The following is a 26,459-nucleotide window of genomic DNA, read 5'->3' as shown; positions in this document are numbered from 1 at the left end:
TGGAGATATGCGATCGATGTTTAACTGGAGTTAAAAATATCTGCGTTTTGTCTTTGACGATGTTGGTGAGGAGTAATGCATAGCAAAGATATCTACCCGCCAGCCTGCTTCGCCTCCGACCCAACCATCTCAAGCGCGTCATCCGCCTTGCGCAGCCGGTCCCGCGCAGCCGCGTCCATCAGCGGGCTGAGTTTTGCGGGCTCCGCCAGAAGGCTTGCGACGAGCTTGTTGAGATCTTCACGCCCCGCCAGACGCGGGAAGACCTCGGCGACGCTGCGGGCCGTGGTCAGATCGCCGGAGCGGTAAGCGGCCAGCAGCAATTCGACCGCGTCGGTCTCGGAGAAATCGTCCGGGGCCTTCTTCCACAACTCGCGATAGGACCGCGTCGCCGCCTTCCAATCGCCCTTCTTCCAGTGGAGCCGCGCCTGAAGCCGCAGATGATCGGCCGAGTGCGAGGTGACCTTGGCCTGCAAGGCCGCATCGGTCTTCCCGGCCTCGGCCAGAACGCGGGCCTGCAGCGCGTTGAACTGGTTCAGCTCCTGCGCATCGGCGGGGCGCTCGGAGGTCTCCAACACTTTGGCGGCGCGGGCGAATTGCCCCCCGCGCGCAAGCGCCTCCGCCTCGCGCAGCGCCAGATAGGCCATCCGATCTTGCGACACCGCCTCGGGGTTGTCCTTGCGCTGTGCGCTCAGAGCTTCCCGGATCTTGCGATATTCCGTCGCGGCCTGAGTCGTAGCCCCCAGCTCCAGCAGGCGATCCGCGAATTGCTCGGCATAGGTCTGAAAATCGGGACGGACCTCGTAATAGGCCTCCAGCCGCTGATGCCCCTCGGCAAAATCCGTGAGCGAAATCTTCCCCGCCGCACCCTTCGCATAAAACGCCTTTAGCAGCTTGTCGGCGGCCTTCGCCGCCGCGCGCGCCTGCGGACGCTCGGGAAACCGGGTGAGGATCTCGCCATAAGCGATCAGCGCATCCACATCGCGGCCGGACGTCTCGCCCAGATGCGCGCGCTGCTCGAGCGCCTGCAGGTCGAACCTGTCGCCGCGCCACGCAAGGTTAGCCTCGGCGAGCATCGACAAACCTTGGTCGGGCGTCAGCGCTCCATGTTCAAGTCCCAAGCTGACCAATGCGAGCCGCGCCCGCTGCGCGTACCGATCCTGCCCCTTCGCCGCTTCGCGATAGGCGGCATAGGCCTTGTCGGGATGATGCGATTGCTCCGCCACCCGCCCAATAAGAAAGCTATAGACCGGCTGCGATTTAAGCTCGGGGTAGCCGTCGAAATCCCGGCTCAGCCGCTGAGCCAGCGGCCATTTCTTGACCGCGATCGCGCCTTCCAGAAGCGCAGGCAGGCAGGCCTCAACGAAAACGGGTGGATAGGCTGGAAGCCGGTCAGCCGCACCCGCGAGATTGCCCTCAAGCTCCACCGCGTCGCCCTGCGTGATCGCGTTCAGCGCCGCCCAGAGGTGATAGTCCTGCCAGTTCGCCCAGTCGGCATTCGGCAGGAGGGTGCCAGTCGGCACCCCCATCCCTTCCATGATGCTGAACCCTGCCGCAATCGCGCGCCAGCGGGCCTGCTCTGCCGGGATCAAACCGTCGGGCATCTCGTCGCCCAGCACGGAGCGCCCCTCGGGCAGCATGACATGGGCGAGATAGAATTCCGCAAGATCGAGCCGCGCAATGGCGTGCGACGGCCCCGGCTCGGCTGCAGCAACGCCTGCGGCCAGCGCATCGCGATCCGCGAGGAACCCCGCTTGCGTGTATTGCGCGAAATCGAAAGGGGGAGGTGCGGGAAGCGTCTCCGCCGCAGCACCGCCGCTGAGAAGACAGAGCGCCAAAACGCCGCCCATGAAGGGAAAACCGCCTCGCAACTCCATCACCTCTTGCCCAAACGCACCAGAATTCCTTCGCGCCTTAAAGAATAGTATTGATTATTCCAAGATTAGCAAACATTATTGAATAGAAATTGGCAGCGATCCAAGCACAAAGACACAAGATCCATTCTCGCGGACGGAAATTCATGGATAGCTCAAATTACGTCTCTCTATCCCTCGCCTCGACGCTGTGGCGCAGCCTCGACATTTCGGCCAACAACATGGCCAACGCCAACACGGCAGGCTTCAAGGCCGAACGCTCGCTGACCGAGAGCTATAACTCGAAGGGCAATGCGGGCCCCGAGGATGACGTGAGCTACGTGCTCGACAAGGGCTCCTATCTCGATGACCGCCAAGGCTCGCTGACCAAGACGTCCAATCCGCTCGATGTCGCGCTGAACGGGGACGGCTGGCTCGCCTATACCACGCCCGAGGGGCAGACGGCTTTCGGGCGCGACGGGCGGCTGACCGTCGACCCGCAGGGCAATCTCGTGACGCTGACGGGCAACAAGGTTCTCGACCGGGGCGGCGCGCCGATCGCGATCCCGCCGGGCGAGAAGATCACGATCTCCCGAGACGGCACGATCTCGGGGCCCAATAGCGGCACCATCGGCACGCTGGGCATGTTCACCGTGCCCGACATCCAAAGCTTCAATCGTCTGGGCGGCGGCCTCTTTGCCGCGCCCGGAGGCGCCCCCGCCTTCACCCCGTCTGACACGACGCAGGTCGCTCAGGGCTTCGTCGAGGAGAGCAATGTCCAGCCGGTGGTCGAGATGACCCGAATGATGGACATCCAGCGCTCCTACGAGCGGGCGGTGAAGTTGATGGATGAACAGAACACCCTTCGTCAGGAAACACTGCGCAGGCTTGGCAAAGTCTGACCGGCGCGAAAAGGAGCTGAACCATGAGAGCACTTGGAATTGCCGCGACGGGGATGCTGGCTCAGCAGACCAATGTGGACGTGATCTCGAACAACATCGCGAACGCGAACACCACCGGCTACAAGAGCAGCCGCGCCGCCTTTCAGGATCTGGTCTACCAGTCGCTGCAACGCGAAGGCTCGCTGACCTCGGCCGACGGAACCGCACGCCCTGTGGGCGTGGATATCGGCCTCGGCGTGCAAAGCGCGGGCGTGGTGCGGCTCAACACGCAAGGCGGTCTGGTGCAGACCGAAAACCAGCTCGATCTCGCGATCGACGGCGGCGGCTATTTCACCCTCAACATGCCCGATGGCAGTCAGGCCTATACGCGGGCCGGCACCTTCCAGCTGAGCCCCGAGGGCCAGATCGTGTCGATGGACGGCTATGAGGTCGCACCCGGGATCAACGTCCCGGCCAACACCACCAATGTCGAGATCAACCAGCAGGGTCTCGTGATGGCCTATGTCGGCAAGGACCCGACCCCGGTGCAGATCGGCCAGATCACGATGTCGACCTTCGTCAACGAGGCGGGGATGAAGCCGCTGGGCAACAACCTTCTGCAGGCCACGACCGCTTCGGGCGAGCCGACCGAGGCGCTGCCGGGCGATCCGGGCGTCGGCATCTTGCGTCAGGGCTACCTTGAGAGCTCCAACGTCAACATCATCCAGCAGATCACCGACCTGATCTCGGCGCAGCGCGCCTATGAGATGAACTCGAAGGCGATCGAGACGGCCGACCAGATGATGTCCACCTCGAACCAGATCAAGTGATGCCATGATCCCGAAATTCGCCTCTGCAACTGCCGTTCTCGCCACACTCGTCACCGCGCTTCTCGCCGGACCCGCGAGCGCGGAATCCGTGCGCGTGCTGATCGCCGAGAAGGCTGAGCAGTCCTGGGGCCTCGAGATGCCGCCGAGCGGTCATTTCGAGATCACGCTGCAAGACAGCGACCCCGGAGACGCGGAGATGATCAGCGATTTCTGGATGGATCGCTCCACGGGGCAATTTCTCGCGAATGCGGTCGAGGCGTCGGGCGATGTGCGGCGCCTCGCGGGGCTTGCACTGCTGAACGTGCCCGTTCCTGTCCCGACGCAGCAAATCCTCCCCGGCGCCATCCTGTCGGGCGATGATTTCCAGATGGTCGACCTGCCCTATGGCCAAGTCGGCGCCTATGCCGTGACGCAGCTCGACCATCTGGCCGGGATGCAGGTGCGCCGGGTCCTGGCGCGCGGGCGTCCGGTGATGAGCCAGTCGATCACCGAGCCGGTCATCATCTCGCGCGGCGACCCGGTCTCGATCGAATATTCGAAAGGCCCGATGTCGCTGACCGCGCCCGGCAAGGCGATCTCCGACGCCCATGCGGATCAGTCGGTGCGCGTGGTCAATCTCGTAAGCAACAAAATTGTCGAAGGCATCGCCAAGCCCGATGGCAAAGTGGAGATTCAGAAGTGAGACATCCGTTCTACATCCTGCCGATGCTCGCGCTGGCCGCCTGCGGTCCCGGCACGGCCTTCGAGCGCGACCCGAAAGTGAGCGACATGGTCGTCGATGGCGACACGATCCCAGAAGTGAACCGGGTCAGCGTTCCGATGCCGCCGCTGGAGCCTACGCGCATTCCGCAGCGGGCCGAGGCCGCGTCGCTCTGGCAGACCGGCTCCACCGGCTTCTTCGGCGATCAGCGCGCCGACAAGGTGGGCGATCTGCTGACCGTCGATATCGACATCAACGACGAGGCGCAGCTTCAGAACGCCTCCCAGCGCAGCCGCGACGGCAGCCAGAGCGTCGGCTTCCCGACCTTTCTCGGCTATGGCGGAAAGATCGCGAAGATCCTGCCCGGCGTCAGCGAGAAAGACCTGCCCACGGGCAGCAATATCGTCGATCTCAGCTCGCAATCGAGCGCCAGCGGCACCGGCTCGATCAAGCGCAACGAGACGATCAGCCTCAAGGTCGCGGCCCTCGTCATCCGGAAGCTGCAAAACGGGAATTTCGTGATCGCCGGACGCCAGGAGGTGAAGGTCAATCACGAGCTGCGCGAATTGCGGGTGGCCGGGATCATCCGTCCCGAAGACATCCGGATGGACAACACGATCCCCTACGAGAAGATCGCCGAGGCGCGCATCTCCTATGGCGGGCGCGGCCAGATCAGCAAGGTTCAACAGCCCCGCTACGGGGAAGACGCGCTCGACGTCGTCCTGCCCTACTGAGCGCGACCCATGCCGCGCTGGAGAACACTCGTGCTGCTCATCGTGGTGGTGCCAATCGTCGCGGCGGGCCTGGGCTATCTTGGCGGCAGCCAGATCGCGCCAGGGCCCAAAGCGCCCGAAGCCCCGCCCGAGCCTGCCCCGCGCGACATCGCACTGGGAGCGATTACGGTCCCGATCTTCCGGGCGCGCGCGGTCAGCTACCTGACGGTCGATGTAACGCTGGTTCTGAAGGGAAAAGAGCTTGCCGATGGACCGGCGCTCGTGCCGAAACTGCGCGATGAGTCGCTCGATCTGCTGACCAAACTCGCGGACAATCGGATCTTCGACCCCGATACGGTCACGCCTGACGAGCTCGTCCCGCTGCTCGAGCGCGGCCTCGAGGACCGTGTGCCCGGCTTACAGGCGGCGAAGGTGAACAGCGCGGCACCATTCAAGCAAGGATAGGAACTCCGCCGCCGCGCACCGCGCAGGGGGACACTCGCGTCAGCCCGACACCGCAACGATGAGCGAGCTGGGCACTTCCTCGCCATTGCGCAGAACCAGCGACTGCCCCTGCGACGAGAACCGCACCTGCTCGACCTGCGTGCTGGGATAGGTGTCGTAGGAAACCGCATTGCCATCGGCATCCTGCGCGTCGATCTCGACCCGGAACGTGTCATCGGGCACCGGCAGCCCCGCGGAATCGCGCCCGTCCCAGCTCAGCGCGATCTTCTCGCCCGAACGTCCGGGCAGGCCCGTGATCCGGCGCAGTTCGGTCCCGTCCTCCGTCTTGATGATCGCAGTCACCTTGTCGGCGGGGGCGGCGAGCTCATAGCTGGTGCTGGCCTGACCGTCGCGCAGCTCGATCCGGTCGGAGGCGAGCGACACCGTCTTGCCCATCAGGGCCACATCCGACATCCCGCCGATCGCGCTCAACTTGGCGTCGATCGTCTTGAGGTTGGTATTGGTCTGCACCGATTGCTCGACCTGACTGAGCTGCGCCAGCTGCGAGACGAATTGCGTCGAGTCCATCGGCTTCAGCGGGTCCTGATTTTTGATCTGCGCCGTCAGAAGCTGCAGGAAGCTGTTGTAATCCGCCGAGAGCTTCGACTGCGCCGGATTTGCCGTGGCGGTCGTGTCGGTCGCAGTCGCGGCCGGATTGGTGCTTGTCGGGGAGATGCTCATCTGGGGCTCCTCAGGTCCTGATATCCAGTTGTCCGTCGTCGATGGTGGGCTGCCAATCGGCGCCCAGCACGGGGACGTCTTCGTCAATGCTCGCGCCTTGGCCGGAGGAGCGTTCTTCTTCGCCCTCGCCATGACCGCCGAATTGCTCGAAATCGAGCGCGCCGCTATCCATCTGCAGGCCCTGCCCCGCCAGGATCGCCGCGAGCGTCTCGCGATCCCCGCGCAAGGCGCTCAGCACCGCCGGACTTTCGGCCCGAACGACCACGTTGACCTGACCGTGCTTGTCGCGCTCCACGTCGATCTCGATATCGCCCAGCCCGCGCGGGGTCAGGGCCACGCGAGTGCGCCCCTCCTGCAGATCGGCGCGGCGGAGTTGCGTCGCGACAAAGACCGCAAAGCGCGGCGAGGGCTGGGCTGTCTGCCCCGGTTGCGCCGGAGCCTCGCTCCGGGCTGTGTGACTTGCGTCATGCTGCGTGAGCCGTGCCACGGCCGCATCGGGCAGCGCCCCGGCGCGGGCGGCCTCGGCGAATGGCTGCGCCGGTTTGGGATCGCCCTTGCCCGGCGCGGCGGATAGCACTGCCGCCTGCGCCTCGGTCTTGCCCGTCTTCCCCGCGCCGTTCGCGGCGGCTTCCAGAACGGCACGCACGCGCGGGTCCATGTCGTTCTGGGGGACCTCCGGCGCCAGTGGCGCAGGCACCGCCCCGGCAAGCCCCTGCGGAACGGAGGTGATGACCTGCGTCTGCGTCTGCGGCACCTCAGGCTGCGGCTGCACCATCGGAGAGGAAAGGTCGCCCACAGAATGCGCGGGCGTGAGCCCGGCGACCGATGGGGTCTGCGCGCCGCCCTTTTGCGGCGATGCGGGCTCAGGCGGCTTCGCTTGCAGACCGAGCGAGACCAGAAGGCTCGCGAAGACCTCGTCGATCGTGTCGCTTTTGTCGCGCGCATGATCCGAAGCGGGCTTTGCCTCTGCGCCGCCCGCTTGCAGCTCCATAGCTTCGAGCGCCTGGGCGAGAGCTTCCTGCAATTTCGTGCCATGCGCGGCGTCGAACTCGGCGAGCACCGTCGCGAGCGAGGAGCCCAGCTCTTTCAGCACCGCCCCGATCGGCTTGCCCTGCGCCAATTCTGCCAGCGCACCGTCCCGAACCTTCTGCAGCTTCCCGGCCAGCTCGGCCTGAAGCGCGGGATTCCCCGCAAGGACCGCCGCTGTCGCACCCTTGGGCGAAGCGGCCACCGCCGACGCCCCCGCCTTCGCGGCACTACCCGCATCCGGTTGCACGCCTTGCAAAAGCGATCCGAAGCCGGTCGCCTCCGATGACGACTTCCGCCCGGCCCCTGCGCCAGAGGCCGTCGTCTTCAGCAATGTCGCAGCTATCGCGTCCATCTCATCACCCTCGTCACATCAGCCCGGCATCTCAGTTCGCGCGCGCCCCAGGAACCCGACTGCGAGATCGGCGCGAGCACGCTTGTCGCACGCGGCATATTGCAAGGCAGTCCGGCGCCCGCGCGCCCATGTCCTGCGATCATCAGATGACGTGCCATCCCAGCCCTCTCAGTTCAGCATCGCAGGGCTGAACCCGCGTTTTTCAAGGCATCGCTTCAACCGGATGAGCGCGCGCTTTTCGACCTGCCGGGCGCGCTCGCGGCTCATCCCGAGATCGCGGGCCAGATCGTCGAGAGACTCCGGCGGCGTCTGCAATTTGCGGCGCAAGACCATCTCGCGATCCGGCGCATCCAGATCGTCCAACGCATCTTCCAAAACCTCATGCGCTGCGCGTGCGGCGGATGCGGCCACCGTCTGCTCTTCGGGCGTAAGGTCCGGGCTGCGCATCATCTCCATCATCTCGGCGTCACTGTCATCGAACGACCTGGCATCCAGCGCCACCAGACCGGTCAGAAGCTGGCTCGCCTCGGGATTGTCCAGCCGCCCCATCCGCGCATCGAGATAGACCCGCGCCGGCACATCGATCACCGTCTTGATCCGGGCGAGCGCATTGAGGACGCAGGTCATCACCCACCAGTGCGAATAGGTGGAGAAGCGCACGTCCTGCGTCAGATCGAACCGTTCGGCGGCACGCATCAGACCGATGATCCCTTCCGCCACGAGGTCTTCGAGCTCGACCGGATTGGTCGCCCAGCGACGCGCCTGCGCATAGGCCTGACGGACATGCGAGCGCAGGAGAATTTCGAGCGAGTCCCGATCTCCATATTCCTGCCAGCGCGAGATGGCCTGCCGTTCTTCTTCAACATTCAGAAATGGCGCATCAAGTGCAGCACGGAAGCTCAATGCAAACATTACTCCGCCTCTATCCGCTCTATTCTTGAAGAACAGAAGACCACGGGGGCATGTTTGGAGAAAGCTTTACTTGATTAAAGGCAAGTTAATCGGAGGCTTTTCTGGTTAACCTCGGATTAATGCCGCGGGAGGCCGCGCCGCCTCTCGAGACGGCGCGGCATTCTCATGACTTTGTCAGACTGGCTCGGTCCGCCAACCGAGCGCAGAACGCATAGCGGCCGTTTTCCACGGCCTTCGCGCTCACAGGTGACTGCCCGTCGCGGTCGCGCTGCGATCCCGTGCATCTTCGTGCAGCGAACAGCCACCACGTGCGGGCGACGCCATCGCCGGCAGCCGGAGGTCGATCGCACGGTCCCCAAAACCATGCTTCACCCCTGCGACTTGCGTCGGCTCGATCACCACGAGGCTTCCATAAGGCACCTCGATTCCAAGCTCTTCCGCAAGAATATCACCAAGCGAGATTCCCGGCAGAAGCTCTTCGGCTTCGGGCAGCACGAGCAAGCTTGCATCCTTGCGAGTCGAGCGCAGCAAAACAGTGTGCGCAGGCAGAAGCGCAGCCGCCACCAAACTTCCCTGAGACCCTGCGCCCGATGACGCTTGCGTCACCGAACCTTCCCAAATCTGCGCTAACAAATCGTTATTTTTCATGGACATCCCTAATCCCCGAGTCCCCAAATTCCAGTAACGGCAGATTACCAGCGATTCACGATCCGGTAAGGTTAAGGATTGTTAAACCGTAAGGCGAGTAAGGATAAATTCTACGTGAAGGTGGCGAACCGGTGACCGCCAAGTTATCCCCAGACCGGCAACGGGCGAAGCGTTGGAAAGCCTATTTTTCATAGGTTCAAACACTATCGGTTGTGGGCACCCCCTCAACCATCCACAGCTTGTCGATGGTGCGACCACAGATTGTGTGCTCACGATCAGTCGCCGAGATGTTAACAATTAATAGCTTGACAGCGACTACCGCTAAAACAGTCCCAGAGACTCAACAACTCAATCTGAAGTTGTAAGGCTGCGCGACTTCCCGACGGGAATCTCGTAGAACGAGTATCCAGCCGAACGCACTGTTTCCACGACATATCTCTCGCCGAACGCGTCACGCAGCTTCTTGCGAATCTTGGTGATGTGAACGTCGAATTTGCGATCACCATAGACCCACATGCAGTTGTCGATTCGTCGCGACAGCGCGTCCCGCGTGACGATTCGTCCGCCGCTCCGGATCAGCTCGATCATGATCTCCCCCTCCGTGGGGGTAAGCTGCACCGCCTCGACGGCATCAGGGCCGGTCAGGCGGTTTTCCTCGTCGATCTTGAGGCGAGCGACTCGCTTTTCTTCGCTCGGGAAGCTGATGGGCAGACTGTTGCCCGCCCGAAGCCAGAGACGCGCGGCCAATTCCCTCTGAGAATAAGGCTGTCGGATCACATCATCGGCGCCGGCCAGAATCATCTCGGCAGCAAGCTCTCCGTCCGGAGTGGAGTCGACGAAGAAGATCAGGCTCTCCTTCGTACTGACGCGCGCAGTTCGGATCAGATCCGCGGCACCCTCTGCGTCGGCAAGGCTGATCAGCAAGATACATGGGGTTCCATGCAGCAGAATATATTGCTCGGCCTCAATCGCAGTTGCGAAAGGCAAAGGCTCCCAGCCGCAGCATGCGCGAAAGAAGTCGGACAACTGTCCTTGCTTCGCGCCTTCTTCCGCTACGATGATGACGTTCTGTCTTCGCATGGCGTCTGAGCCAAACAAAAGGCAACTCCCCGTATCCCTCAGCGCTTTCGGGGCGAGACACGGTCTTACGCCCTCCCCCGTCGCACTGTCACTTTCGAATAACACCGAGCGTCACACTGGAAGGCGAAGCGTAAATCCGCCGAGCCTGACATCTTTGCATTTTCGAATTATTATCCCTGCGATATGCGATAATTCACGTGTTTTTGCCAGACAAGTCCAGCCTATGCCTTGAAATAGGACGCATCGACGGACGTTCAGCGGAAAAATTGGATTTCTTTGACCTAACTTTAAGAATTTCTTCAATCTTTCCCCTAAGAACAAAACCATGTGAGAGTAGACATGACGCAACAATCCCCGGCTTGCGCCGGCGAGCCAGCGACTTCCCGCACCCCGGCAGTGCCGATTTCGGAGAGTGTCTTTCCTGATCGGCTGATCTGCCTGGAGACGGGCCGCCCGATCAAGATGTTGAAGCGTCATCTTAAAAACCTGCTCGGAATGACCTTCGAGGAATATCGCGCCAAATGGGATTTGCCGCCGGACTATCCTACGAGTGCCCCGGACTATCAGCTCGCCAAGCAGCGTTGGCGCACGCGCGACAAACTGCATTGATCACCGCTAGGACAGCCGAAGCACTCGCCATAACAATCCTGCCAAAAAAATGTATCTTTGCAGGAAACCCAAGCACAGTTACCCGCGTTTGTTGACAGAAACGCATGTTGCACGTAACTTTCTCTACTAATCCGGGGATAGTGCAAAATTTAAGCATTGGAGAGACCACATGTCGAAGGATCGGCCCACGGATGCAGCTAACATTATCGCGACAGTGGCTGCCGCCTATGCCGCCCGCGCGGATGTAACGGCGGATCAAGTGGTCGACCTCGTGGCGAAGCTCTCCGCGCAGTTTGGCGAGGAGCTGAACGAGGCAAGCGCCTCTCACGCAGTGGATACTGTCGCGGCCAGCGCCAGTCCCTCGCGGCCGCAACCCGCACTTCCCATTGAAGACGCGGTGACCGAGGATAAGGTCTTCTGCCTGTGCTGCGGGCGCGGCTTCAAGATGCTCAAGCGCCATCTCGGCTCGGAACATGGGCTGAGCGAAGACGAATATCGGACCCTGTTCAATCTGCCCGCCGATATGCCGCTTGTCGCCCCCAGCTATTCGGCGCGCAAAGCGGCCTATGCCAAGAAAGTCGGCCTGGGCAAGCACAGCCGCGACGACCTCGAAGCCTCGCTTCACGACGCCTGATCGCGCGCGGGCCGCACAACGCCCGCCGCCCGAAAACGGTTCCAAAGCTACCATTGCGCGGCTTTGTTTCCAGATCATGAACGATTATCGCCCTCTTTTGGCCCATTTTTAATCCGACAACCCACAGTCAGGGGCTGCAGGACACGTATGCCCTGAGAATACAGCTGGCTCCGGTCGGCGAGGTGGGAAAGGGCAATCCATGGCACGGTCGAACCAAGCGCCGATCATTGTGAAGCGGAGCGATGACGATCACGAATCCGAGCATCACGGCGGAGCGTGGAAAGTCGCCTACGCGGACTTCATGACCGCAATGATGGCCTTCTTCCTGCTGATGTGGATCCTGTCCGTGTCGGATGAAAACCAACTGACCGGGATCGCCGATTACTTCGCGCCGGCGAAAATCTCGATGCAGGCGCCCGGTGGCACCGGTCCGCTCGCTGGCGAGACGATCGGGCCGAAAGGCGTCCTGAACGCCTCGCGTGCCAATGATGCCATCCCCGCCAATCCCGGCGTCGGACAAGCGACCGATCCCTCGACCGAGATGGCCAACGCCTCCGGCAAATCCAAAGACACCACGCCCGACGCGACGACGGACAAGCTCGCGACCGCGGCAGAGGCGACGACTGAGGCCGGAGATGCGACCGACGCGAAGACCGCTGCGGCCACGCCGCATGCCGTCGACGACGCCCGCTTCGAGACTCTTCAGACCCGGATCACGCAAGCGATCCAGCACGTCCCGGACCTTCGTCCGCTGCAGCAGAACGTGTTGTTCCGGCGCACGCCGGACGGGCTGAATATCGAGGTCGTGGATCAGGCTGGCAAAGCCATGTTCGCCTCGGGCAGCGCGAAGATCGACGGGCCGACGTTGAAGCTGATGGATCAGCTTGGCCGCGCCCTCTCCGATCTGCCCAATGACGTGCTGATCGCGGGCCACACCGACTCGGTCCCCTATCAGAAAGCGGGCGGCACCTACGGGAACTGGGAGCTGTCCTCGGACCGCGCTAATGCGACGCGCCGGGCGCTCGTGACCGCCGGGGTCGCCCCGGAGCGTATCACCCGCGTCTCGGGCCTCTCGGACACCGATCCGCTGAAACCGGCAGAGCCCCGCGATCCCTCCAACCGCCGGATCACGGTGACCCTCGCCTATCTTCATCCGAAAACCGATGCGCCCGCGCCGACCGATACAGCGACGCCGCGGCTCGAGGCGAAGGCGGAACCCACCGCTCCGCAACCGGCCCCGGCAGTCGAACACGCGGCCCCCGAAGCTGCAGCGCCCGCCGCGCCGAGCACGTCGGAACAGCCGCAGAAATACAGCTCCGTCGCGCTCGACGATCTGCGCAGTGCCCTGCAATAACCCCCATCATCAAAGAAAAACGCCGGCGCGAACTTAATCGCGCCGGCGTTTTTCTTTGTTCGCTTAGGTCGGACCCTCAGATCAGACCGGCATGCGCCATCGCGGCGTCGATCGCGGTCTTAGTCTCGGGCAGAAGCTCGGTCAGCGGCAGACGCACTTCGGCCGAGCACATGCCCAGCTTCGACATCGCGTATTTCGCGCCCGCGACGCCCGGCTCGAGGAAGATCGCCATGTGCAGCGGCATCAGCTTGTCCTGATAGCTCAGCGCTTTGGCGTAATCGCCCGCAAGCGTCGCCTCTTGGAACTCGGCACACAGCTTCGGCGCGACATTCGCAGTCACCGAGATGCAGCCCACGCCGCCATGCGCGTTGAAGCCGAGCGCGGTCGCGTCTTCACCGGACAGCTGGATGAAATCGGGACCGCAGGTCGCGCGCTGCATTGAGACACGCTCCAGCTTGCCGGTCGCGTCCTTCACACCGACGATGCGCGGCAGCTTGGCCAATTCGCCCATCGTCTCGGGGATCATGTCAATCACCGAGCGGCCGGGAATGTTGTAGATCACGATCGGCAGTTCGCAGGCATCGTGCAGCGCGCGGTAATGCTCGATCATGCCGCGCTGCGTCGGCTTGTTGTAATAGGGCGTAACGACGAGCGCCGCATCGGCCCCGGTTTCGGCCGCGTGCTGGATCAGACGGACGCCTTCGGCGGTCGAGTTCGAGCCCGCGCCCGCGATGATCGGGATACGGCCCTTCGCGGCTTTCACGACCTCGGTGATGACGGTCATATGCTCGGCATGGCTCACCGTCGGGCTTTCACCGGTGGTGCCGACCGGCACGAGGCCGTGGCTGCCCTGGTCGATATGCCACTCGACGAGTTTCTTGAGCGTGTCCAAATCCAGTTCGCCGTCCTTGAACGGCGTGACCAGTGCGGGAAGAGACCCTTTGAACATGACACGCTCCTTTTTTGGTTGGGCCGGGAAGGTGAGTCGTCCCAGCGGAAATCGGCCGGGTTATAGGCGGTTGCGCGACGGTTGCCAACTTGTGATTCATCCCCATCTGTGAGAGGCCCGTAGCAAAGGGACAAACCCGCGACCACGAGCAGCTATGATGATCCGACGCCAGTTCCTCGCCGCTCTTGCGGCTTCGAGTTTCGCGCTCTCGCCGGCCGCGCTTCGCGCCGCGAGTTCGGCGCTGTCCGATGCTTTCGCCGCGGCCAATTCCGGGAACTGGGACGAGGCTGAAAATCTCGCACGCCGCGTCGGTCCTTTGGGCTTCGATGTCATCGAGTGGAAACGGCTGCGCGACGGCGAAGGAGACTTCGCCGACTATCTCGATTTTGCCACTCGCCGCGCCGATTGGCCCGGCATGCCGTGGCTGCGCGAAAAAGGCGAGGCCACGCTCGACGGCATCCCGCCGCGCGAGGTGATCGCCTATTTCAAACTCGGCCCGCCGCAGACCGGCACTGGCGCACTGGCGTTGATCGGTGCGCATCTCGCCTTGGGCCAGAAGGCGCTGGCGGCTGAGGTCGCCAAGACAGCATGGCGCCAACTGCCGATGGACGGAGACGAGCAGGCGAAATTTCTCGCCGACTACCCGTCGCTTATCTCTGCCGATCATGGCGGGCGGATGCAGAACATGCTCGATCGCGGGCATCTGTCGGATGCGCGCCGGATGATTGGTTTGGTCACGCCCGGCACCAAGGCCGTGGCCGAGGCGCGGATCGCCCTGCAGGCGCGCGAGCAGGGCGTTGACGATCTCGTCGCCGCCGTGCCCAGCTATATGGTCGAGCGCTCCGCAGGGCTTGCCCGCGACCGCGCAATGTGGCGCTGGCGCGCCGGGCTGGAAGACGGCGCGGCAGAGCTGATCCTCGAACGGTCGAAATCCGCAACCGATCTGGAAGACCCCGACCTTTGGGCGACGCTCCGCGGCTATCAGTCGCGCTGGGACCTGCGCGCGGGCAATACGCAGCGCGCCTATGATCTGGCCTCCTCGCACCATCTGGAACCGGGCGGCGCGGATTACGCCGATCTCGAATGGGTCGCGGGCTATGCCGCGCTGAAACTGGGCCGTGCCGATACGGCCTACAGCCATTTCCACAATCTCGAAAAGGCGGTGGACGGCCCAATCTCGTCGTCGCGGGCATGGTATTGGCAAGGCCGCGCGCTGGAGGTTCTGGGGCGCAGCGATGAGGCCAAGGCCGCGTGGCGCAAAGGCGCGGAAAATCAGGACGCCTATTACGGGCTCCTGTCGGCGGAGCGGCTGAACCTGTCCCTGCCCGCGAATTTCTCCAAGGGCCCCGAGCTGCCCGACTGGCGCCGGTACAAGCTGCGCCATTCTTCCGTCTTCAAGGCCGCGCAACTGCTTTACGAGGCGGGCGAGAACGAGCTGGGCGCGCGCTTCGTGCTACATCTTGAGGAAAGCCTCGGACCGGGCAATTTCGGCGCGCTCACGAAGTACGCGCTGGAAGAGGACGACACCTATCTCGCGCTGATCATCGGCAAACGCGCCGCGCTGAAGGGCGAAATCATCGCGCAGGCGCTCTGGCCAATCCCGGGGCTGACGAGCCATGATCTGGGCGTGCCGGAAGAAGTCGTCCTCGCGGTCGCCCGGCGCGAAAGCCAGTTCGCGATCGGCGTGGGCTCTCCGGTGGGCGCGCAGGGCCTGATGCAGCTGATGCCCGGCACCGCAAAAATGATGGCGGATAAAACCGGCCTGCCCTACGAGAAGGCACGGCTGACGACGGATGCGACTTATAACCTCAAGCTCGGCGGCGCCTATCTGGCGGAGCTGCGCGACGAGTTCGGGCCGTCTTCGGTGCTGGTCGCCTCGGGCTACAATGCCGGGCCCGGACGTCCGCGGAGCTGGATGGAGGACCGCGGCGATCCGCGGATCGGCACGGTCGACGTGATCGACTGGGTCGAGATGATACCCTTCACCGAGACCCGCAACTACGTCATGCGCGTCTCCGAGGCGATCCCGCCCTACCGCGCGCGGCTTGGCAAGGCTGAGGTGAAGTTCACCGACATCCTGCGCGGTGAAGTGAAAGATTGAGGGGCGCTGCCCCCGTCGCCGCAGGGCGACAAATGAAAAGAGGATAGGGGCGCTGCCCCCTCGGCCTGACGGCCTCACCCCGGGATATTTGAACCAAGCCGAAAGAGGCGGTCACGCCTCTTGGGCCACCCGCGCGCGCCATAGGGTAAAGAGCCCCGCGCTGACCACGACGCCCGCGCCGATCACCACGTTCCATTCCAGCGACTCGCCGAAGACCACGACGCCCAGCGTCGAAGCGAAGACCAGTTGCAGATAGGCGAAGGGCTGGATCGCCGAGGCCTCGGCGACTTCATAAGCCTTGATCAGCAGGAAATGCCCGGTCGCGGCGGTGAAGCACAGCACGACCATCCACGCCCAGTCCGACGCGATCATGTTCTCCCAGTGCCAGATGCCGACTGCGGTGATCACCAGCGCCCCGATCACGCCGGTGTAGAAGAAGGACACCGAGGCCGGATCGACCCGACCCACATAGCGCGTCATCAGCGAGTAGAGCGCGAACAGCGTCGCCGCCGCCAGCGGGATCAGCGCATAGGGAGAGAACACACCGAAGCCGGGCTTGAGGATGATGAGCACCCCGATGAAGCCCACACCGATCGCCGCCACGCGCCGCCAGCCGACCTTCTCGCCCAACACCGGCCCGGACAGCGCCGCGACCAGCAGCGGGTAGCAGGCGAAGACAGCATGAGAATGAACGAGCCCGAGATAGACGAAGGCCTGCACCATCACGACCACCTCGGTGATCAAGATGAGCGAGCGGATCACCTGCGCCCAAGGCAGGCCCGAGCGCGTCGCCCGCTTGATCCCGCCAGGGCTGCGCGCCGCGATCACCAGCACGAAGGCGGCGAAGAACCAGAACCGCACCATCAGCGCCATGTAGACGTTATAGGTCTCGGCCAGATGGCGCGAGATGCCGTCCTGAAGCGCGAAGATGAAGGTCACCGCGACCATCAGCGCGATGCCGCGGCGGGTCGATTGTTCAACCATGTTTCACCCCGCGCGACATATGGCGTTTGCGCCCGAAACCCGGGCTGCGGTTGACGTTGAAACCCGCGGCCTCGAGGGCGCGGCGCACGAAGCCTGCCGCCGTATAGGTCGCGAAGGAGCCGCACGGCACCGTATGCGCGCCGACCTCGGCCATCAGATCCTCGCCCCAAAGCTCAGGATTCTTCGCGGGCGAGAACCCGTCGAGGAACCACGCATCGGCTTTTCCCGCCCAAGCGGGAAGCGCCGCGCGCGCATCCCCCTCGATGATCTCCACCGCGATCGGACCGAGTTGAAACTGGCGCTGCCCCGCACCCCAGGCTTCCAGATAAGGACCGGCGACGGGCGCGACCTCCGGAAATGCGTCCAGCGCCCGCGCGATCTCGTCGGCCTCCATCGGGTAGGCCTCGAAGGAGGTGAAGCGGATCGGGCAGTCCTCGGGACAGGCCAGCCGCAGCGCCAGCAGGTTCAGCCCCGTGCCGAAGCCCAGCTCGGCCACTTGAAAGCCCGGACGCAGCCGCGCGGGCAAATCATTGCCCGCCAGAAACACATGCCGCGTCTCGTCCAGACCGCCCGCAAGGCTGAAGTAGGGATCGTCAAACCGCCGCGAGACCGGCACAAGGTCATCGCGCCAATCGAGATCGGCTTTGCTCTGGTCAGGGGCGTTCATCGGGGATAGTCCACAGTCTCCGGCCCAGCCTTGAAGCAGGAGGCGCGAAATGACAAGCGGCAGACACGACATAACCGTGCGCGGCGGCGGCATCTTCGGCCTCGCGATCGCGTATCAGGCAGCAAAGCGCGGCGCGAAGGTCCGGCTGATCGAGCGCAGCCGCATCGGTGCGGGTAGTTCGGGCGGCCATGTCGGCGCGCTCGCCCCGCATGTGCCGGAGAACTGGAACCCCAAGAAGCAGTTCCAGTTCGAGAGCCTGCGCATGGCGGAAGCCTTCTGGGCCGACGTGCAGCGCATTGGCGGCGGCGACCCGGGCTACGCGCGTCTCGGGCGGCTGCAGCCGCTGGCGGATGAGGCGCAGATCGCACGCGCCAAGGAGCGAGCGGAAGGGGCGGCCGAGCTATGGCAAGGCTTCGCCACATGGCGCGTGGCCGAGGCTACGGAATTCGGGGCCTTCGCACCGCCCTCGCCCACCGGGCTCGTGATCCACGACACGCTCACCGCCCGCGCCAATCCGCGCGCCGCCGGGGCCGCGCTGGTCGCGGCGCTCAAAGCGATGGGCGCGGAGGTCGTGATCGGCGAGGCCGAGGAGGTCGGTCCTGTGATCCACGCGACGGGCGCCGAAGGTCTGGCAGAGCTGAACGCGGTGGTCGGCAAAACCGTCGGCACCGGCGTGAAGGGCCAATCGGCGCTCTTCCGATACGCGGCTGGCGACGTGCCGCAGCTCTTCGCGGAGAGCCTCCACATCATTCCCCATTCAGACGGCACGGTCGCGATCGGGTCGACCTCCGAGCGCGAATTCGACGCGCCCGACACGACCGATGCGCAGCTCGACGCGCTGATCGAGAAGGCCCGCGCGCTTTGCCCGCCGCTGACCGAGGCGCCGGTGATCGACCGTTGGGCCGGGGTGCGCCCGCGCGCCAAGTCGCGCGCGCCGATGCTCGGCGACTGGCCCGACCGTCAGGGACATTTCATCGCCAATGGCGGGTTCAAGATCGGCTTCGGCATGGCGCCGAAAGTGGCCGAGGTGATGGTCGATCTGGTGCTGGAAGGGCGCGACACGATCCCCGAAGGCTTCCGCGTCACGGACAACCTGTAAGGGGCTCCGCCCCCGGCCTGCGGCCTCCCCCGGGATATTTCTCCCAAGAGGAAGAAAAACGCCCGGCTCGAACCCGGTTGCGGGCGGCAGGCCGGGCGCTTCCCCTTGGGCGGTCATCGGCGTCCTCGCCTGTTCCGCGAGATCAGGATCAGGCGATTCTGGTTACGGAAGGTTTAACTTCCTCTTGGCGGAAATATCCCGGGGGGCGCGCGTCAGCGCGCGGGGGCAGCGCCCCCTCCGACATGACCCGCCCGCGAGACCTCTGCCTCGGTGATCCCGAAGCGCGGCGCGAATTTCTCCCGTGCCGCGATCAGACGCGGATCGTCGGGGCGCAGGCCGAGGGTCCGGATGAACTCGACACGGCTCTGGGTCTTGAGCTGATCGCGCGAAATCGCGGTGCCCATCAGCCGGTCGATCACCTCGCCTCCGGCCGTGACGTGAAACCATTTCGAGAAGTCGCGGAAGTGGTGCTGGTTGTGCAGCGTCGAGACATGGCGCTCGATCGCGGTCTTCTTCACGGTGACATGGGCGGTGGTGTGGAACCATTCATAGGCGAGGAAGGTCGCAGCGCCCCCAAGCGGCACGACGGCCACGGCGATATCGAACGCATACGGCACGCCGATCAGCGACAGCACCGCCCAGAGCAGCGCGGTATTGCCCACGAGCACCGGCACGATCACCGAGAGCGGCGCGAACAGAAGCGGCCAGCAGGTGGGGAATTCGTGGTGGCCGTAATGCACCCGGTAGAGCCAGTTGAAGGCCCATTGCCGCTTCGGCGGCGCCATGTGGAATATGTAGCGGTGGAGCCCATATTCGTTGAGCATCTGCGCCGGGATTCCCAGCAGCGCGACCGCCCAGAGCCACCAAGGCCCCTGCGCGGTCCAATAGACCGCCGCGGCGACGACTGCGATCATCACCCAGATCGACAGATGGGACAGCATCAGCCGCATCCGCATCGCGAAAGTCTCCCGAAATCTCCTCCGGGGATCAGCCTGCCACGGGTTACGCGCGCGTCAAAGCGTTTCGCAACGTCAGGGCCAGTCCGTCGCTCTCGTCGTCAGTCGTTCTCGTGCGGGATGTTCTTTTCCCGCTCGACCGCCAGTTCGCCCTTCGAGGTATCGGCATCGGCTGTGTGCACCGCCCAGTCGCCCTCGCCTGCGGGCTTCGGCAGTTTCTCGGCCGGCCAATCGCGGAAGATATTGGCCTTCGAGATAAAATGCGCGGTGATCGGGGCCGTCAGGAAGATGAAGATGGTGACCATCAGCTCGTGCAGGGTCAGGTGGCCCTGCTTTACCGCAAACCAGACCATCGAGGCGATCAGGATCGCGCCCACGCCCAGCGTTGCAGCCTTGGTCGGCGCGTGCAGGCGGGTCATCGGGTCGGGCAGCTTGACCAGCCCGAAGCTGCCGACGAGGCCGAAGATGCCGCCGATCACGAGCAGCGCGGAAATCAGGATGTCCCAGAACAGTTCCATCACGCCCTCACTCGATAATGTCGCCGCGCAGGATGAACTTGGCGAAGGAGACCGTCGCCACGAAGCCCGTCATTGCGTAAAGGATCGACGCTTCGAAGAAGAGCGCCGTGCCCTCCCAGATGCCGAACAGCACGATCATCGCGATCGCGTTAATCGCCATCGTGTCGAGCGCGAGAACCCGGTCGGTCACGCCCGGCGCCTTGACGACCCGGTAGAGGTTGAACAGCAGCGCCAGCGAATAGCAGGCGATGGCGAAGATCAGAGCATAGGTGATCATTCGAAAATCTCCTTCAGGCGGGCCTCGTAGCGGGACTTGATCTCGTCGCGCACCTCATCGGCATCGGGCGCATGCAGCGCGTGGACCAGCAGCGAGTGACCGTCGGCGGCCAGCTCCGCCGTCAGCGTCCCGGGCGTCATCGTGATCGTGCCCGCCAGCACCGTCACCGCCTCGGGCGTGACGATATCGAGCGGCACCGTGACCCAGGCGGGGTGCAGCTTTGAATTGGGCATGAAGAGCACGATCTTCGCCACGGTGATATTCGCGACGATGATATCCCAGATCACGATGAAGATGTACTCGATGATCTTCAGCGGCTTCGCGAAACGCGGGCGCGCGGGCCAGTAGGGTGCGGTGATCCACGGGATCACGAGGCCGACGAGGATCGCGAAGACCAGCGAATTGAGCGTGTAGCTATTGGCCAGCATCAGCCAGACCATCACCAGCGTGACGGTCAGGTAAGGGTGGGGAAGGATCTTGCGGATCATCTCTTTGCTCCCCTCAATGCGCCGCGGCGGGGGCGTCCTGCCCCGTCTCGGTGTCGGTGTGGGTGTCGGCCTGATCGGCAGGCGGAACGTCGGCATGCGGGTCGGCGGCATTGGCGTCGCCACCATGCGCGTCCTCGGCCTGCATTTCCTCGCTCACTTCCATATGCCCGTGCTCATGGGCCCCGATGCGTGCCGCCTCCTGCGCGCGTTCTTCCGCGCCTGCGAGAACCGCGTCGATATATTGCGACGGCGTGAACAGCTGCGCGGAGGTGCCCTGCAACCAGGTGCTCGCAGGTCCGGCCAGCGCGGTCAGCGCCACCGACCCGGCCAGCAGGATACCGGTCGCGGTAAAGGCGAGGCCCGGCGAACTCGCATCCTTCGGCGCGGGCGGCAGATCGTCCTCCTCGGCCTCGACCGCGTAGGAGCGCCAGAACACTTGGCTACCCGCACGGGCATAGCCCACGATGGCGATCAGCGAGGTCACCAGAACCGTGGCCCAAAGCGCCCATTGGCCGCGCGTCGCATCGAGGATCATCAGCTTGCCGAGGAAGCCCGAGAGCGGCGGCATCCCGGCCATCGCGATTGCGCCCATGAAGAACATGCCCGCCATCAGCCCGTGGTTCTTCATCAGCGGCGCATCGGTAAAGCCGAGCCCCCAGCGCCCGCGCCGCTCGCGCACGAGATCGGCGATCAGGAACATCGCGCCGGCGGTCAGCGTCGAGTGGATCATGTAGTAAAGGCCCGCCGTGGTCGCGCCCTGGGTGAATTGCGCAAATGCCAGCATCATCGTCCCGACCGAGCCGATCACCGCATAGGCGACCGTGCGGCCCATATCGCGGGCGCCAAGAATGCCGATCATCCCGATCGCCAGCGTCAGGAAGGCGGAGGGCAGCAGGACGTCATGGGCAAGCGTGCCGATCGTACCAGTGATCGGGAAGATCAGCGTATAGACGCGGACGATCGCATAGGTGCCGACCTTGGTCATGATCGCAAACAGCGCCGCCACCGGGCCGGGTGCGTTGGTGTAGGTCGCGGGCAGCCAGAATTGCAGCGGCACCAGTGCGGCCTTGACCGCGAAGACCAACATCAGAAGCGCCGCACCGACCTTGATCAGCGCCGTCTGCTCGGTCGGCATCTCGGCCACTTTCACTGCGAGATCCGCCATGTTGAGCGTGCCCGCCGTCGCGTAGATCGTCCCCAGCGCGAAGAGGAACAGCGTCGAGCCCGCGAGGTTGTAGACCACGTATTGCACGCCCGATTTCAGCCGCGCTCGGCCGCCGCCGTGGATCATCAGACCATAGGAGGCGATCAGCAGAACCTCGAAGAAGACGAACAGGTTGAACGCGTCGCCCGTCAGGAAGGCGCCGTTGATCCCCATCATCTGGAATTGCATCAGCGAATGGAAATGCCAGCCGCGTTTGTCCCAGCCCGAGCCGATCGCATAAAGCACGATCACGAGGCCGAGGATCGAGGTCAGCAGCAGCATCAGCGCCGACAGCCGGTCGAGGACCAGCACGATGCCGTAGGGCGGCTCCCAGTTGCCGAGGCGATAGACCTCAGGCGGGCCCATCGAGGCCGACACCATCAGCACGATGGCCAGTACCAACAGCGCCGACATGCCGAGGATCGAAGCCACGCGCTGCGTGACCAGATCGTAGCGCATCCACAGCACGATCAGCGGCGCGAGCATCGCCGGGATCAGGACGGGCGCGATGATCCAATGCTCCATCATTGGCCGTCCTCCTCTTCCTCGAGGTCGATGCGGTCATTGCCCGCCTCGATGAAGGCGCCAAGCGCGAGCATCACCACGACCGCCGTCATCCCGAAGGAGATCACGATCGCGGTCAGAACCAGCGCCTGCGGGATCGGGTCGGTATAGGAGGTTACGCCGTCGCGCAGGATCGGCGGCTGGTTGATCACCAGACGGCCGGTGGCGAACAGGAACACGTTCACCGCGTAGGACAGCAGCGACATGCCCACCACCACGGGGAAGGTGCGCAGACGCAGGATCATGTAGATGCCGGCGGCGGTCAGCACGCCGATGGCCGATGCAACGAGCACTTCCATCAGTGATCGCCCCCGTTGGTCTTCTTGTTCTCGTGCACGGTGTCACGCTCGTTCTGGGTGGCTTCGCGCGCGGCGCGGGCGGTCTTCCACCAGCGGCGCGGCACTTTGGCTTCGGGCGGATAGGGCCCGGCCGAGAGCGGCGCGAGCACGCGGGCCTCCGGCTTCTCGGCCGCGATATGCGCGCCCTCCTCGCCGCCTTCCTCGCCCATCGCGGCACGGCGCGCGAGGCGGCTCAGCCCGCCAAGCGCCAGCATCACCGAGCCCACGACGCCGAGGAACACGCCGAGGTCGAAGCCCGCAGCGGTCGCCAGCTCGAACTTGTCGAGACCGGGCAGTTTCACATAGCCGAAATCGGAGGTGAGGAAGGGCATGTCGTTGAAGAAGGCCCCGGCCCCGGTGATCCCTGCGACCAGCACGCCCGACGCGATCAGCACGTGGTAATAGACCTTCTGGCGCGCCTGCGTCCACGCAAAGCCCGAGGCCATGTATTGCGTCACCAGCGCGATCGCGACCACGAGACCGGCGATGAAGCCGCCGCCGGGCGCATTGTGGCCGCGCAAGAAGATATAGAGCCCCACGACCAGCGCGATCGGCATCATCACCCGCGTCACGATCAGCAGCATCAGCGGGTGCTTGTCGCCGCCACGCGGCACGTCGGGGCGCCACGCGATCAGCTTGCGCGAGGACGCGCCCTGCAGCAGCGCCTCGGTCAGCGCGAAGATCACCAGCGCGGCGATGCCCAGCACCGTGATCTCGCCGAACGTATCGTAGCCACGGAAGTCCACGAGGATCACGTTCACCACGTTGTCCCCGCCCGCAAGGTTGTAGCTGTTGTCGAGCATGTAGCCGGACATCGTCGGGAAGGCGAAATCGCGGGTCAGCAGCGCGTAGATCAGCCCCGAGACCGCGACGCCCGCCGCGACCGAAAGCCCGACGTCAAAGCCGATCTTCATCCGGCTGGATTCGATCGAGGTGATCTTGGGCAGGAAGTTCAACGCCAGGAGCATCAGCACCGTCGTCACGATCTCGACCGAGATCTGCGTCAGCGCGAGGTCGGGCGCCGAGAGGAAGATAAAGGAGATCGAGACGGTCAGGCCGACGATCCCGATCAGCACCAGCGCGAGGATGCGGTTGTGATGGAAGGCGACGATACACATCGTGGCCGTCAGCAGCAGCAGCCACGAGGTCACCGCCGCGCCGTTCACCGGCGTCAGCGCACGGGTCTGCGGCCCCAGCGTGCCGCTCATGAAGGCATAGAGCCCCACGCCGACCGCAGTTATCGTGAACAACATCAGGTAACGCGCCATCGCGCCGGTATGCAGCCCCTGCGCGATCCAGGCCGCAAGGCTCTGCACCTTCGCGACCACCCAGTCGAACATCACCTTGGCCTCGGGGCGCGGGGTGGCGTCCCAAAGGCGCTGGAACGGGCGATGCGCGGCGAGCAGAGCGATACCGCCGGTGACGGCAATGGCCGACATGATCAGCGCAGGGGTGACGCCGTGCCAGATCTTCAGCTCATGCATGTGATAGCCGCCACCGACGACCGCATTGGTCGCCATCTGGACATAGCCGCCCGCCACCGCCATCGGGAACAGGCCGATCGCGATCACGAGGAAGGCGAGGAAAGCCGGGCTGATCCACATGCCGAAGGGCGGATCATGCGGCGTCTTCGGGAGGTCCTGCGGCGGCGGGCCGAAGAAGCCGTGGCTGATGAAACGGAAGGCATAGGTGGCCGAGAACAGCGCCGCGATGGTGGCCAGCACCGGGATCAGCCAGCTATTGTCGAGCCACTTCGTATGCGCGGCGGCCTCCAGCATCATCTCTTTCGACAGGAAGCCGTTGAAGAAGGGAATGCCCGCCATCGACAGCGCCGCAATGGTCGCGATCACGAAGGTGATCGGCATCAGCTTGCGTAGCCCCGAAATGCGGGTGAGGTCACGCGTGCCCGCCTCGTGATCGACGATGCCCGCCGACATGAAGAGCGCCGCCTTGAAGGTCGCGTGGTTGATGATGTGGAACACGGCGGCCAGCGCTCCGGCCTCGGTGCCAAGGCCCAGCATGAAGGTGATGAGCCCCAGATGCGAGACGGTCGAGAAGGCCAGAAGCGCCTTCATGTCGTGTTTGAAGATCGCGATCTTCGCGGCGATCAGCATGGTGATCAAACCAACGCTCGCGACGATGTAGAACCATTCCGGCGTGCCCGAGAGCACCGGCCACATCCGCGCCATTAGGAACAGCCCCGCCTTCACCATCGTGGCGGAGTGCAGATAGGCCGAGACCGGCGTCGGCGCCGCCATGGCGTGCGGCAGCCAGAAATGGAACGGGAACTGCGCGGATTTCGTGAACGCACCGCCGAGGATCAGCAGCAGCGCCGGGATGTAATAGGGGCTCGCCTGAATGGCGTCCTTGTGCTGCAGGATTTCCGAGATGTCGTAGCTGCCCGCGATATTGCCGAGGATCAGCATCCCCGCGATCATCGACAGGCCGCCCAGACCGGTCACGGTCAGCGCCATGCGCGCGCCCTGACGACCCGCGGGCAGGTGCTTCCAATAGCCGATGAGCAGGAAGGAGCTAAGCGAGGTCAGCTCCCAGAAGATCAGCAAAAGCAGGATGTTGTCGGACAGCACGATGCCCACCATCGCGCCCTGGAACAGCAGCAGATAGGTGTAGAACTGACCGACCGGGTCCTTGTTCGACAGGTAGAACCGCGCATAGAGGATGATCAGCAGCCCGATCCCGAGGATCAGCGTCGCGAACAGCATCCCCAGACCGTCGATCCAGAAATTCACGTTCAGGCCCAGCCAGGGCAGCCAGTCGATCTTGGTCTCGACGACACCACCCGCCATCACGGTCGGCAGGTTCAGCAACAACCCGAGCAGCGCAAGCCCCGTGAACAGGGCTGAAACCGCGGCGGCATTGGTGCGTCCGGTGCGGATAAGGATCGACGGCATGGCTGCGCCCAAGAAGGGCAAAGCGGCGATCAAGGCAGGCGACATCTTCTCTCCGGTCCGTTCTTTGGCGGGCCTTGGGGCGATGGATGCGACCGCACTCTCCCCCCGCGCAAGCATTACTTTACCTGCGCACAGGGGGCATGTCTGTCAAGCTTCGCGACGGCGTTTCCTGAGTAGAATCGCAAGACATTGTGCGGAGGCCGCCTCAAAGCGGCACCGATCGGCCCCTCTCCCGCCATTTTGCACATGCGGCATTCTGCGGCACAAATGTCGCTGAATCGGCGGGAAATCGCGCTTTTCGATGCATGGATGGGCGATGTTATGCGAGAATCGCATGGCTCGACCCTGTCCGCCCGATGGGCCTCGCATACCCTCTTGCAGTTTTTCCAGGCATGTGGCTATGCAAAATGCAGCACGGTGGTTTTTCTCCGTGCGAAGCGACTGTAATCGCAGGGAAACAGATGCCTAATCCCCGCACTGTGCAAGTGCCCCAATTCTCCCGCCGACAGCTCCTCGCCGCCGGTTCCGCTTTTGGCGCGTTCGCCGCCGCGGGAGGCTGGCCGAGCCATGCGCGCGCGCAAGACAGCGCCGCCCCGGTCGCCCCTCCACCGCTCCCGCCCCGACC

Annotated in this window: 26 protein-coding genes; 10 read left to right on the top strand and 16 right to left on the bottom strand. The window is 64.1% G+C overall.

All coding sequences use genetic code 11. The features are described 5' to 3' along the window. Window positions 1-92: 92 nt before the first annotated feature. Window positions 93-1,847, bottom strand: coding sequence for a tetratricopeptide repeat protein (locus AKL02_RS02190; RefSeq protein ID WP_083077762.1), 1,755 nt, complete (start codon window positions 1,845-1,847; stop codon window positions 93-95). Between the two features lie 170 nt (window positions 1,848-2,017). Here AKL02_RS02190 and flgF point away from each other — a divergent pair, with 170 nt between their 5' ends. From flgF to AKL02_RS02165, 5 genes are read left to right on the top strand one after another with little or no spacing between them, the layout of a single operon-like run. Next, the gene (gene flgF, locus AKL02_RS02185; protein WP_083077763.1) at window positions 2,018-2,752 is read left to right on the top strand and encodes a flagellar basal-body rod protein FlgF; all 735 of its coding nucleotides are present in this window, start codon (window positions 2,018-2,020) and stop codon (window positions 2,750-2,752) included. Between the two features lie 23 nt (window positions 2,753-2,775). After that, on the top strand, window positions 2,776-3,561 hold the full coding sequence (gene flgG / locus AKL02_RS02180; RefSeq protein ID WP_078522000.1) for a flagellar basal-body rod protein FlgG: 786 nt from the start codon (window positions 2,776-2,778) through the stop codon (window positions 3,559-3,561). Between the two features lie 4 nt (window positions 3,562-3,565). Next, window positions 3,566-4,243, top strand: coding sequence for a flagellar basal body P-ring formation chaperone FlgA (gene flgA / locus AKL02_RS02175; RefSeq protein WP_078545138.1), 678 nt, complete (start codon window positions 3,566-3,568; stop codon window positions 4,241-4,243). Then, a complete protein-coding gene (gene flgH, locus AKL02_RS02170; RefSeq protein WP_332836458.1) occupies window positions 4,240-4,995 on the top strand; it encodes a flagellar basal body L-ring protein FlgH in 756 nt (251 codons plus the stop codon). Before flgA ends, flgH begins: the two co-directional genes overlap by 4 nt. A 30-nt stretch (window positions 4,996-5,025) precedes the next feature. Next, window positions 5,026-5,439 carry a hypothetical protein gene (locus AKL02_RS02165; protein WP_083077764.1) on the top strand — a complete coding sequence of 138 codons (414 nt, stop codon included), beginning with the start codon at window positions 5,026-5,028 and terminating at the stop codon, window positions 5,437-5,439. Window positions 5,440-5,478: 39 nt separating this feature from the next. Here the strand turns inward: AKL02_RS02165 and AKL02_RS02160 are convergent, their stop codons facing one another. From AKL02_RS02160 to AKL02_RS02140, 5 genes are all read right to left on the bottom strand, one after another. Next, window positions 5,479-6,159 (bottom strand): flagellar hook assembly protein FlgD, encoded by a 681-nt coding sequence (locus tag AKL02_RS02160; RefSeq protein WP_165756970.1) that lies wholly within the window; start codon window positions 6,157-6,159, stop codon window positions 5,479-5,481. Window positions 6,160-6,169: 10 nt separating this feature from the next. After that, window positions 6,170-7,540 carry a flagellar hook-length control protein FliK gene (locus tag AKL02_RS02155; RefSeq protein WP_083077766.1) on the bottom strand — a complete coding sequence of 457 codons (1,371 nt, stop codon included), beginning with the start codon at window positions 7,538-7,540 and terminating at the stop codon, window positions 6,170-6,172. Between the two features lie 168 nt (window positions 7,541-7,708). Further along, window positions 7,709-8,452 (bottom strand): sigma-70 family RNA polymerase sigma factor, encoded by a 744-nt coding sequence (locus tag AKL02_RS02150; RefSeq protein WP_078540288.1) that lies wholly within the window; start codon window positions 8,450-8,452, stop codon window positions 7,709-7,711. 240 nt (window positions 8,453-8,692) lie between these two features. Next, on the bottom strand, window positions 8,693-9,100 hold the full coding sequence (locus AKL02_RS02145) for a hypothetical protein (RefSeq protein WP_133051945.1): 408 nt from the start codon (window positions 9,098-9,100) through the stop codon (window positions 8,693-8,695). 348 nt (window positions 9,101-9,448) lie between these two features. After that, the gene (locus tag AKL02_RS02140) at window positions 9,449-10,198 is read right to left on the bottom strand and encodes a winged helix-turn-helix transcriptional regulator (protein ID WP_133051946.1); all 750 of its coding nucleotides are present in this window, start codon (window positions 10,196-10,198) and stop codon (window positions 9,449-9,451) included. A gap of 321 nt (window positions 10,199-10,519) precedes the next feature. On the opposite strand from AKL02_RS02140, the gene AKL02_RS02135 reads away from it, so the two are divergent. The 3 genes from AKL02_RS02135 to AKL02_RS02125 all read left to right on the top strand — a co-directional run bounded on the left by AKL02_RS02135 (window position 10,520) and on the right by AKL02_RS02125 (window position 12,777). Further along, window positions 10,520-10,789, top strand: a complete 270-nt coding sequence (locus AKL02_RS02135; protein ID WP_078522009.1) for a MucR family transcriptional regulator — start codon at window positions 10,520-10,522, stop codon at window positions 10,787-10,789. A 169-nt stretch (window positions 10,790-10,958) separates the two neighbouring features. After that, a complete protein-coding gene (locus AKL02_RS02130; protein ID WP_083077769.1) occupies window positions 10,959-11,423 on the top strand; it encodes a Ros/MucR family transcriptional regulator in 465 nt (154 codons plus the stop codon). Between the two features lie 199 nt (window positions 11,424-11,622). After that, on the top strand, window positions 11,623-12,777 hold the full coding sequence (locus AKL02_RS02125) for a flagellar motor protein MotB (protein ID WP_083077770.1): 1,155 nt from the start codon (window positions 11,623-11,625) through the stop codon (window positions 12,775-12,777). Window positions 12,778-12,853: 76 nt separating this feature from the next. On the opposite strand, the gene dapA is transcribed toward AKL02_RS02125, so the two are convergent. Then, window positions 12,854-13,726 carry a 4-hydroxy-tetrahydrodipicolinate synthase gene (dapA, locus tag AKL02_RS02120; RefSeq protein ID WP_078522012.1) on the bottom strand — a complete coding sequence of 291 codons (873 nt, stop codon included), beginning with the start codon at window positions 13,724-13,726 and terminating at the stop codon, window positions 12,854-12,856. A 157-nt stretch (window positions 13,727-13,883) separates the two neighbouring features. On the opposite strand from dapA, the gene AKL02_RS02115 reads away from it, so the two are divergent. Then, a complete protein-coding gene (locus AKL02_RS02115) occupies window positions 13,884-15,827 on the top strand; it encodes a lytic transglycosylase domain-containing protein (protein WP_165756971.1) in 1,944 nt (647 codons plus the stop codon). Between the two features lie 111 nt (window positions 15,828-15,938). On the opposite strand, the gene AKL02_RS02110 is transcribed toward AKL02_RS02115, so the two are convergent. Then, window positions 15,939-16,811 (bottom strand): DMT family transporter, encoded by an 873-nt coding sequence (locus tag AKL02_RS02110; RefSeq protein ID WP_078604361.1) that lies wholly within the window; start codon window positions 16,809-16,811, stop codon window positions 15,939-15,941. After that, window positions 16,804-17,478 carry a tRNA (5-methylaminomethyl-2-thiouridine)(34)-methyltransferase MnmC2 gene (mnmD, locus tag AKL02_RS02105; protein ID WP_083077772.1) on the bottom strand — a complete coding sequence of 225 codons (675 nt, stop codon included), beginning with the start codon at window positions 17,476-17,478 and terminating at the stop codon, window positions 16,804-16,806. The genes AKL02_RS02110 and mnmD overlap by 8 nt, the downstream gene beginning before the upstream one ends. Window positions 17,479-17,527: 49 nt before the next feature. On the opposite strand from mnmD, the gene AKL02_RS02100 reads away from it, so the two are divergent. Next, entirely contained in the window at window positions 17,528-18,577 is a 1,050-nt protein-coding gene (locus AKL02_RS02100; RefSeq protein WP_083077773.1) for an NAD(P)/FAD-dependent oxidoreductase, read from the top strand. A 212-nt stretch (window positions 18,578-18,789) separates the two neighbouring features. Here the strand turns inward: AKL02_RS02100 and AKL02_RS02095 are convergent, their stop codons facing one another. The 7 genes from AKL02_RS02095 to AKL02_RS02065 all read right to left on the bottom strand — a co-directional run bounded on the left by AKL02_RS02095 (window position 18,790) and on the right by AKL02_RS02065 (window position 25,879). Beyond that, window positions 18,790-19,518, bottom strand: coding sequence for a sterol desaturase family protein (locus AKL02_RS02095; protein ID WP_232621694.1), 729 nt, complete (start codon window positions 19,516-19,518; stop codon window positions 18,790-18,792). A 116-nt stretch (window positions 19,519-19,634) separates the two neighbouring features. After that, a complete protein-coding gene (locus AKL02_RS02090) occupies window positions 19,635-20,051 on the bottom strand; it encodes a Na+/H+ antiporter subunit G (RefSeq protein ID WP_078545094.1) in 417 nt (138 codons plus the stop codon). Window positions 20,052-20,058: 7 nt separating this feature from the next. Continuing rightward, window positions 20,059-20,328, bottom strand: coding sequence for a K+/H+ antiporter subunit F (locus AKL02_RS02085; RefSeq protein WP_078522019.1), 270 nt, complete (start codon window positions 20,326-20,328; stop codon window positions 20,059-20,061). Next, window positions 20,325-20,816: a Na+/H+ antiporter subunit E gene (locus AKL02_RS02080; RefSeq protein WP_078522020.1), complete on the bottom strand. Its 492-nt coding sequence runs from the start codon at window positions 20,814-20,816 to the stop codon at window positions 20,325-20,327. The genes AKL02_RS02085 and AKL02_RS02080 overlap by 4 nt, the downstream gene beginning before the upstream one ends. 13 nt (window positions 20,817-20,829) lie before the next feature. Then, entirely contained in the window at window positions 20,830-22,545 is a 1,716-nt protein-coding gene (locus tag AKL02_RS02075) for a monovalent cation/H+ antiporter subunit D (RefSeq protein WP_083077792.1), read from the bottom strand. Then, window positions 22,545-22,883 carry a Na+/H+ antiporter subunit C gene (locus AKL02_RS02070; RefSeq protein WP_078522021.1) on the bottom strand — a complete coding sequence of 113 codons (339 nt, stop codon included), beginning with the start codon at window positions 22,881-22,883 and terminating at the stop codon, window positions 22,545-22,547. The genes AKL02_RS02075 and AKL02_RS02070 overlap by 1 nt, the downstream gene beginning before the upstream one ends. Beyond that, entirely contained in the window at window positions 22,883-25,879 is a 2,997-nt protein-coding gene (locus AKL02_RS02065) for a monovalent cation/H+ antiporter subunit A (RefSeq protein ID WP_083077775.1), read from the bottom strand. Before AKL02_RS02065 ends, AKL02_RS02070 begins: the two co-directional genes overlap by 1 nt. Window positions 25,880-26,459 lie beyond the last annotated feature (580 nt).

The sequence above is a fragment of the Thioclava electrotropha genome, assembly GCF_002085925.2.
In the GTDB taxonomy this organism is placed as follows: Bacteria; Pseudomonadota; Alphaproteobacteria; order Rhodobacterales; family Rhodobacteraceae; genus Thioclava; species Thioclava electrotropha.
Note: the sequence above shows the minus strand (reverse complement) of the source record. Positions and strands in the feature narration are given on the sequence as shown.

What these genes read in the sequence shown, in the direction of transcription:
- AKL02_RS02190 (WP_083077762.1), bottom strand. Translation starts at nt 1,847, where the DNA reads ATGGGCGGCGTTTTGGCGCTCTGTCTTCTCAGCGGCGGTGCTGCGGCG.
- AKL02_RS02150 (WP_078540288.1), bottom strand. Translation starts at nt 8,452, where the DNA reads ATGTTTGCATTGAGCTTCCGTGCTGCACTTGATGCGCCATTTCTGAAT.
- flgA (WP_078545138.1), top strand. Translation starts at nt 3,566, where the DNA reads ATGATCCCGAAATTCGCCTCTGCAACTGCCGTTCTCGCCACACTCGTC.
- AKL02_RS02095 (WP_232621694.1), bottom strand. Translation starts at nt 19,518, where the DNA reads ATGCTGTCCCATCTGTCGATCTGGGTGATGATCGCAGTCGTCGCCGCG.
- AKL02_RS02075 (WP_083077792.1), bottom strand. Translation starts at nt 22,545, where the DNA reads ATGGAGCATTGGATCATCGCGCCCGTCCTGATCCCGGCGATGCTCGCG.
- AKL02_RS02125 (WP_083077770.1), top strand. Translation starts at nt 11,623, where the DNA reads ATGGCACGGTCGAACCAAGCGCCGATCATTGTGAAGCGGAGCGATGAC.
- AKL02_RS02130 (WP_083077769.1), top strand. Translation starts at nt 10,959, where the DNA reads ATGTCGAAGGATCGGCCCACGGATGCAGCTAACATTATCGCGACAGTG.
- AKL02_RS02160 (WP_165756970.1), bottom strand. Translation starts at nt 6,159, where the DNA reads ATGAGCATCTCCCCGACAAGCACCAATCCGGCCGCGACTGCGACCGAC.
- AKL02_RS02080 (WP_078522020.1), bottom strand. Translation starts at nt 20,816, where the DNA reads ATGATCCGCAAGATCCTTCCCCACCCTTACCTGACCGTCACGCTGGTG.
- AKL02_RS02155 (WP_083077766.1), bottom strand. Translation starts at nt 7,540, where the DNA reads ATGGACGCGATAGCTGCGACATTGCTGAAGACGACGGCCTCTGGCGCA.
- AKL02_RS02090 (WP_078545094.1), bottom strand. Translation starts at nt 20,051, where the DNA reads ATGGAACTGTTCTGGGACATCCTGATTTCCGCGCTGCTCGTGATCGGC.
- AKL02_RS02135 (WP_078522009.1), top strand. Translation starts at nt 10,520, where the DNA reads ATGACGCAACAATCCCCGGCTTGCGCCGGCGAGCCAGCGACTTCCCGC.
- AKL02_RS02065 (WP_083077775.1), bottom strand. Translation starts at nt 25,879, where the DNA reads ATGTCGCCTGCCTTGATCGCCGCTTTGCCCTTCTTGGGCGCAGCCATG.
- mnmD (WP_083077772.1), bottom strand. Translation starts at nt 17,478, where the DNA reads ATGAACGCCCCTGACCAGAGCAAAGCCGATCTCGATTGGCGCGATGAC.
- dapA (WP_078522012.1), bottom strand. Translation starts at nt 13,726, where the DNA reads ATGTTCAAAGGGTCTCTTCCCGCACTGGTCACGCCGTTCAAGGACGGC.
- AKL02_RS02110 (WP_078604361.1), bottom strand. Translation starts at nt 16,811, where the DNA reads ATGGTTGAACAATCGACCCGCCGCGGCATCGCGCTGATGGTCGCGGTG.
- AKL02_RS02145 (WP_133051945.1), bottom strand. Translation starts at nt 9,100, where the DNA reads ATGAAAAATAACGATTTGTTAGCGCAGATTTGGGAAGGTTCGGTGACG.
- flgF (WP_083077763.1), top strand. Translation starts at nt 2,018, where the DNA reads ATGGATAGCTCAAATTACGTCTCTCTATCCCTCGCCTCGACGCTGTGG.
- AKL02_RS02070 (WP_078522021.1), bottom strand. Translation starts at nt 22,883, where the DNA reads ATGGAAGTGCTCGTTGCATCGGCCATCGGCGTGCTGACCGCCGCCGGC.
- AKL02_RS02100 (WP_083077773.1), top strand. Translation starts at nt 17,528, where the DNA reads ATGACAAGCGGCAGACACGACATAACCGTGCGCGGCGGCGGCATCTTC.
- AKL02_RS02085 (WP_078522019.1), bottom strand. Translation starts at nt 20,328, where the DNA reads ATGATCACCTATGCTCTGATCTTCGCCATCGCCTGCTATTCGCTGGCG.
- flgG (WP_078522000.1), top strand. Translation starts at nt 2,776, where the DNA reads ATGAGAGCACTTGGAATTGCCGCGACGGGGATGCTGGCTCAGCAGACC.
- AKL02_RS02115 (WP_165756971.1), top strand. Translation starts at nt 13,884, where the DNA reads ATGATCCGACGCCAGTTCCTCGCCGCTCTTGCGGCTTCGAGTTTCGCG.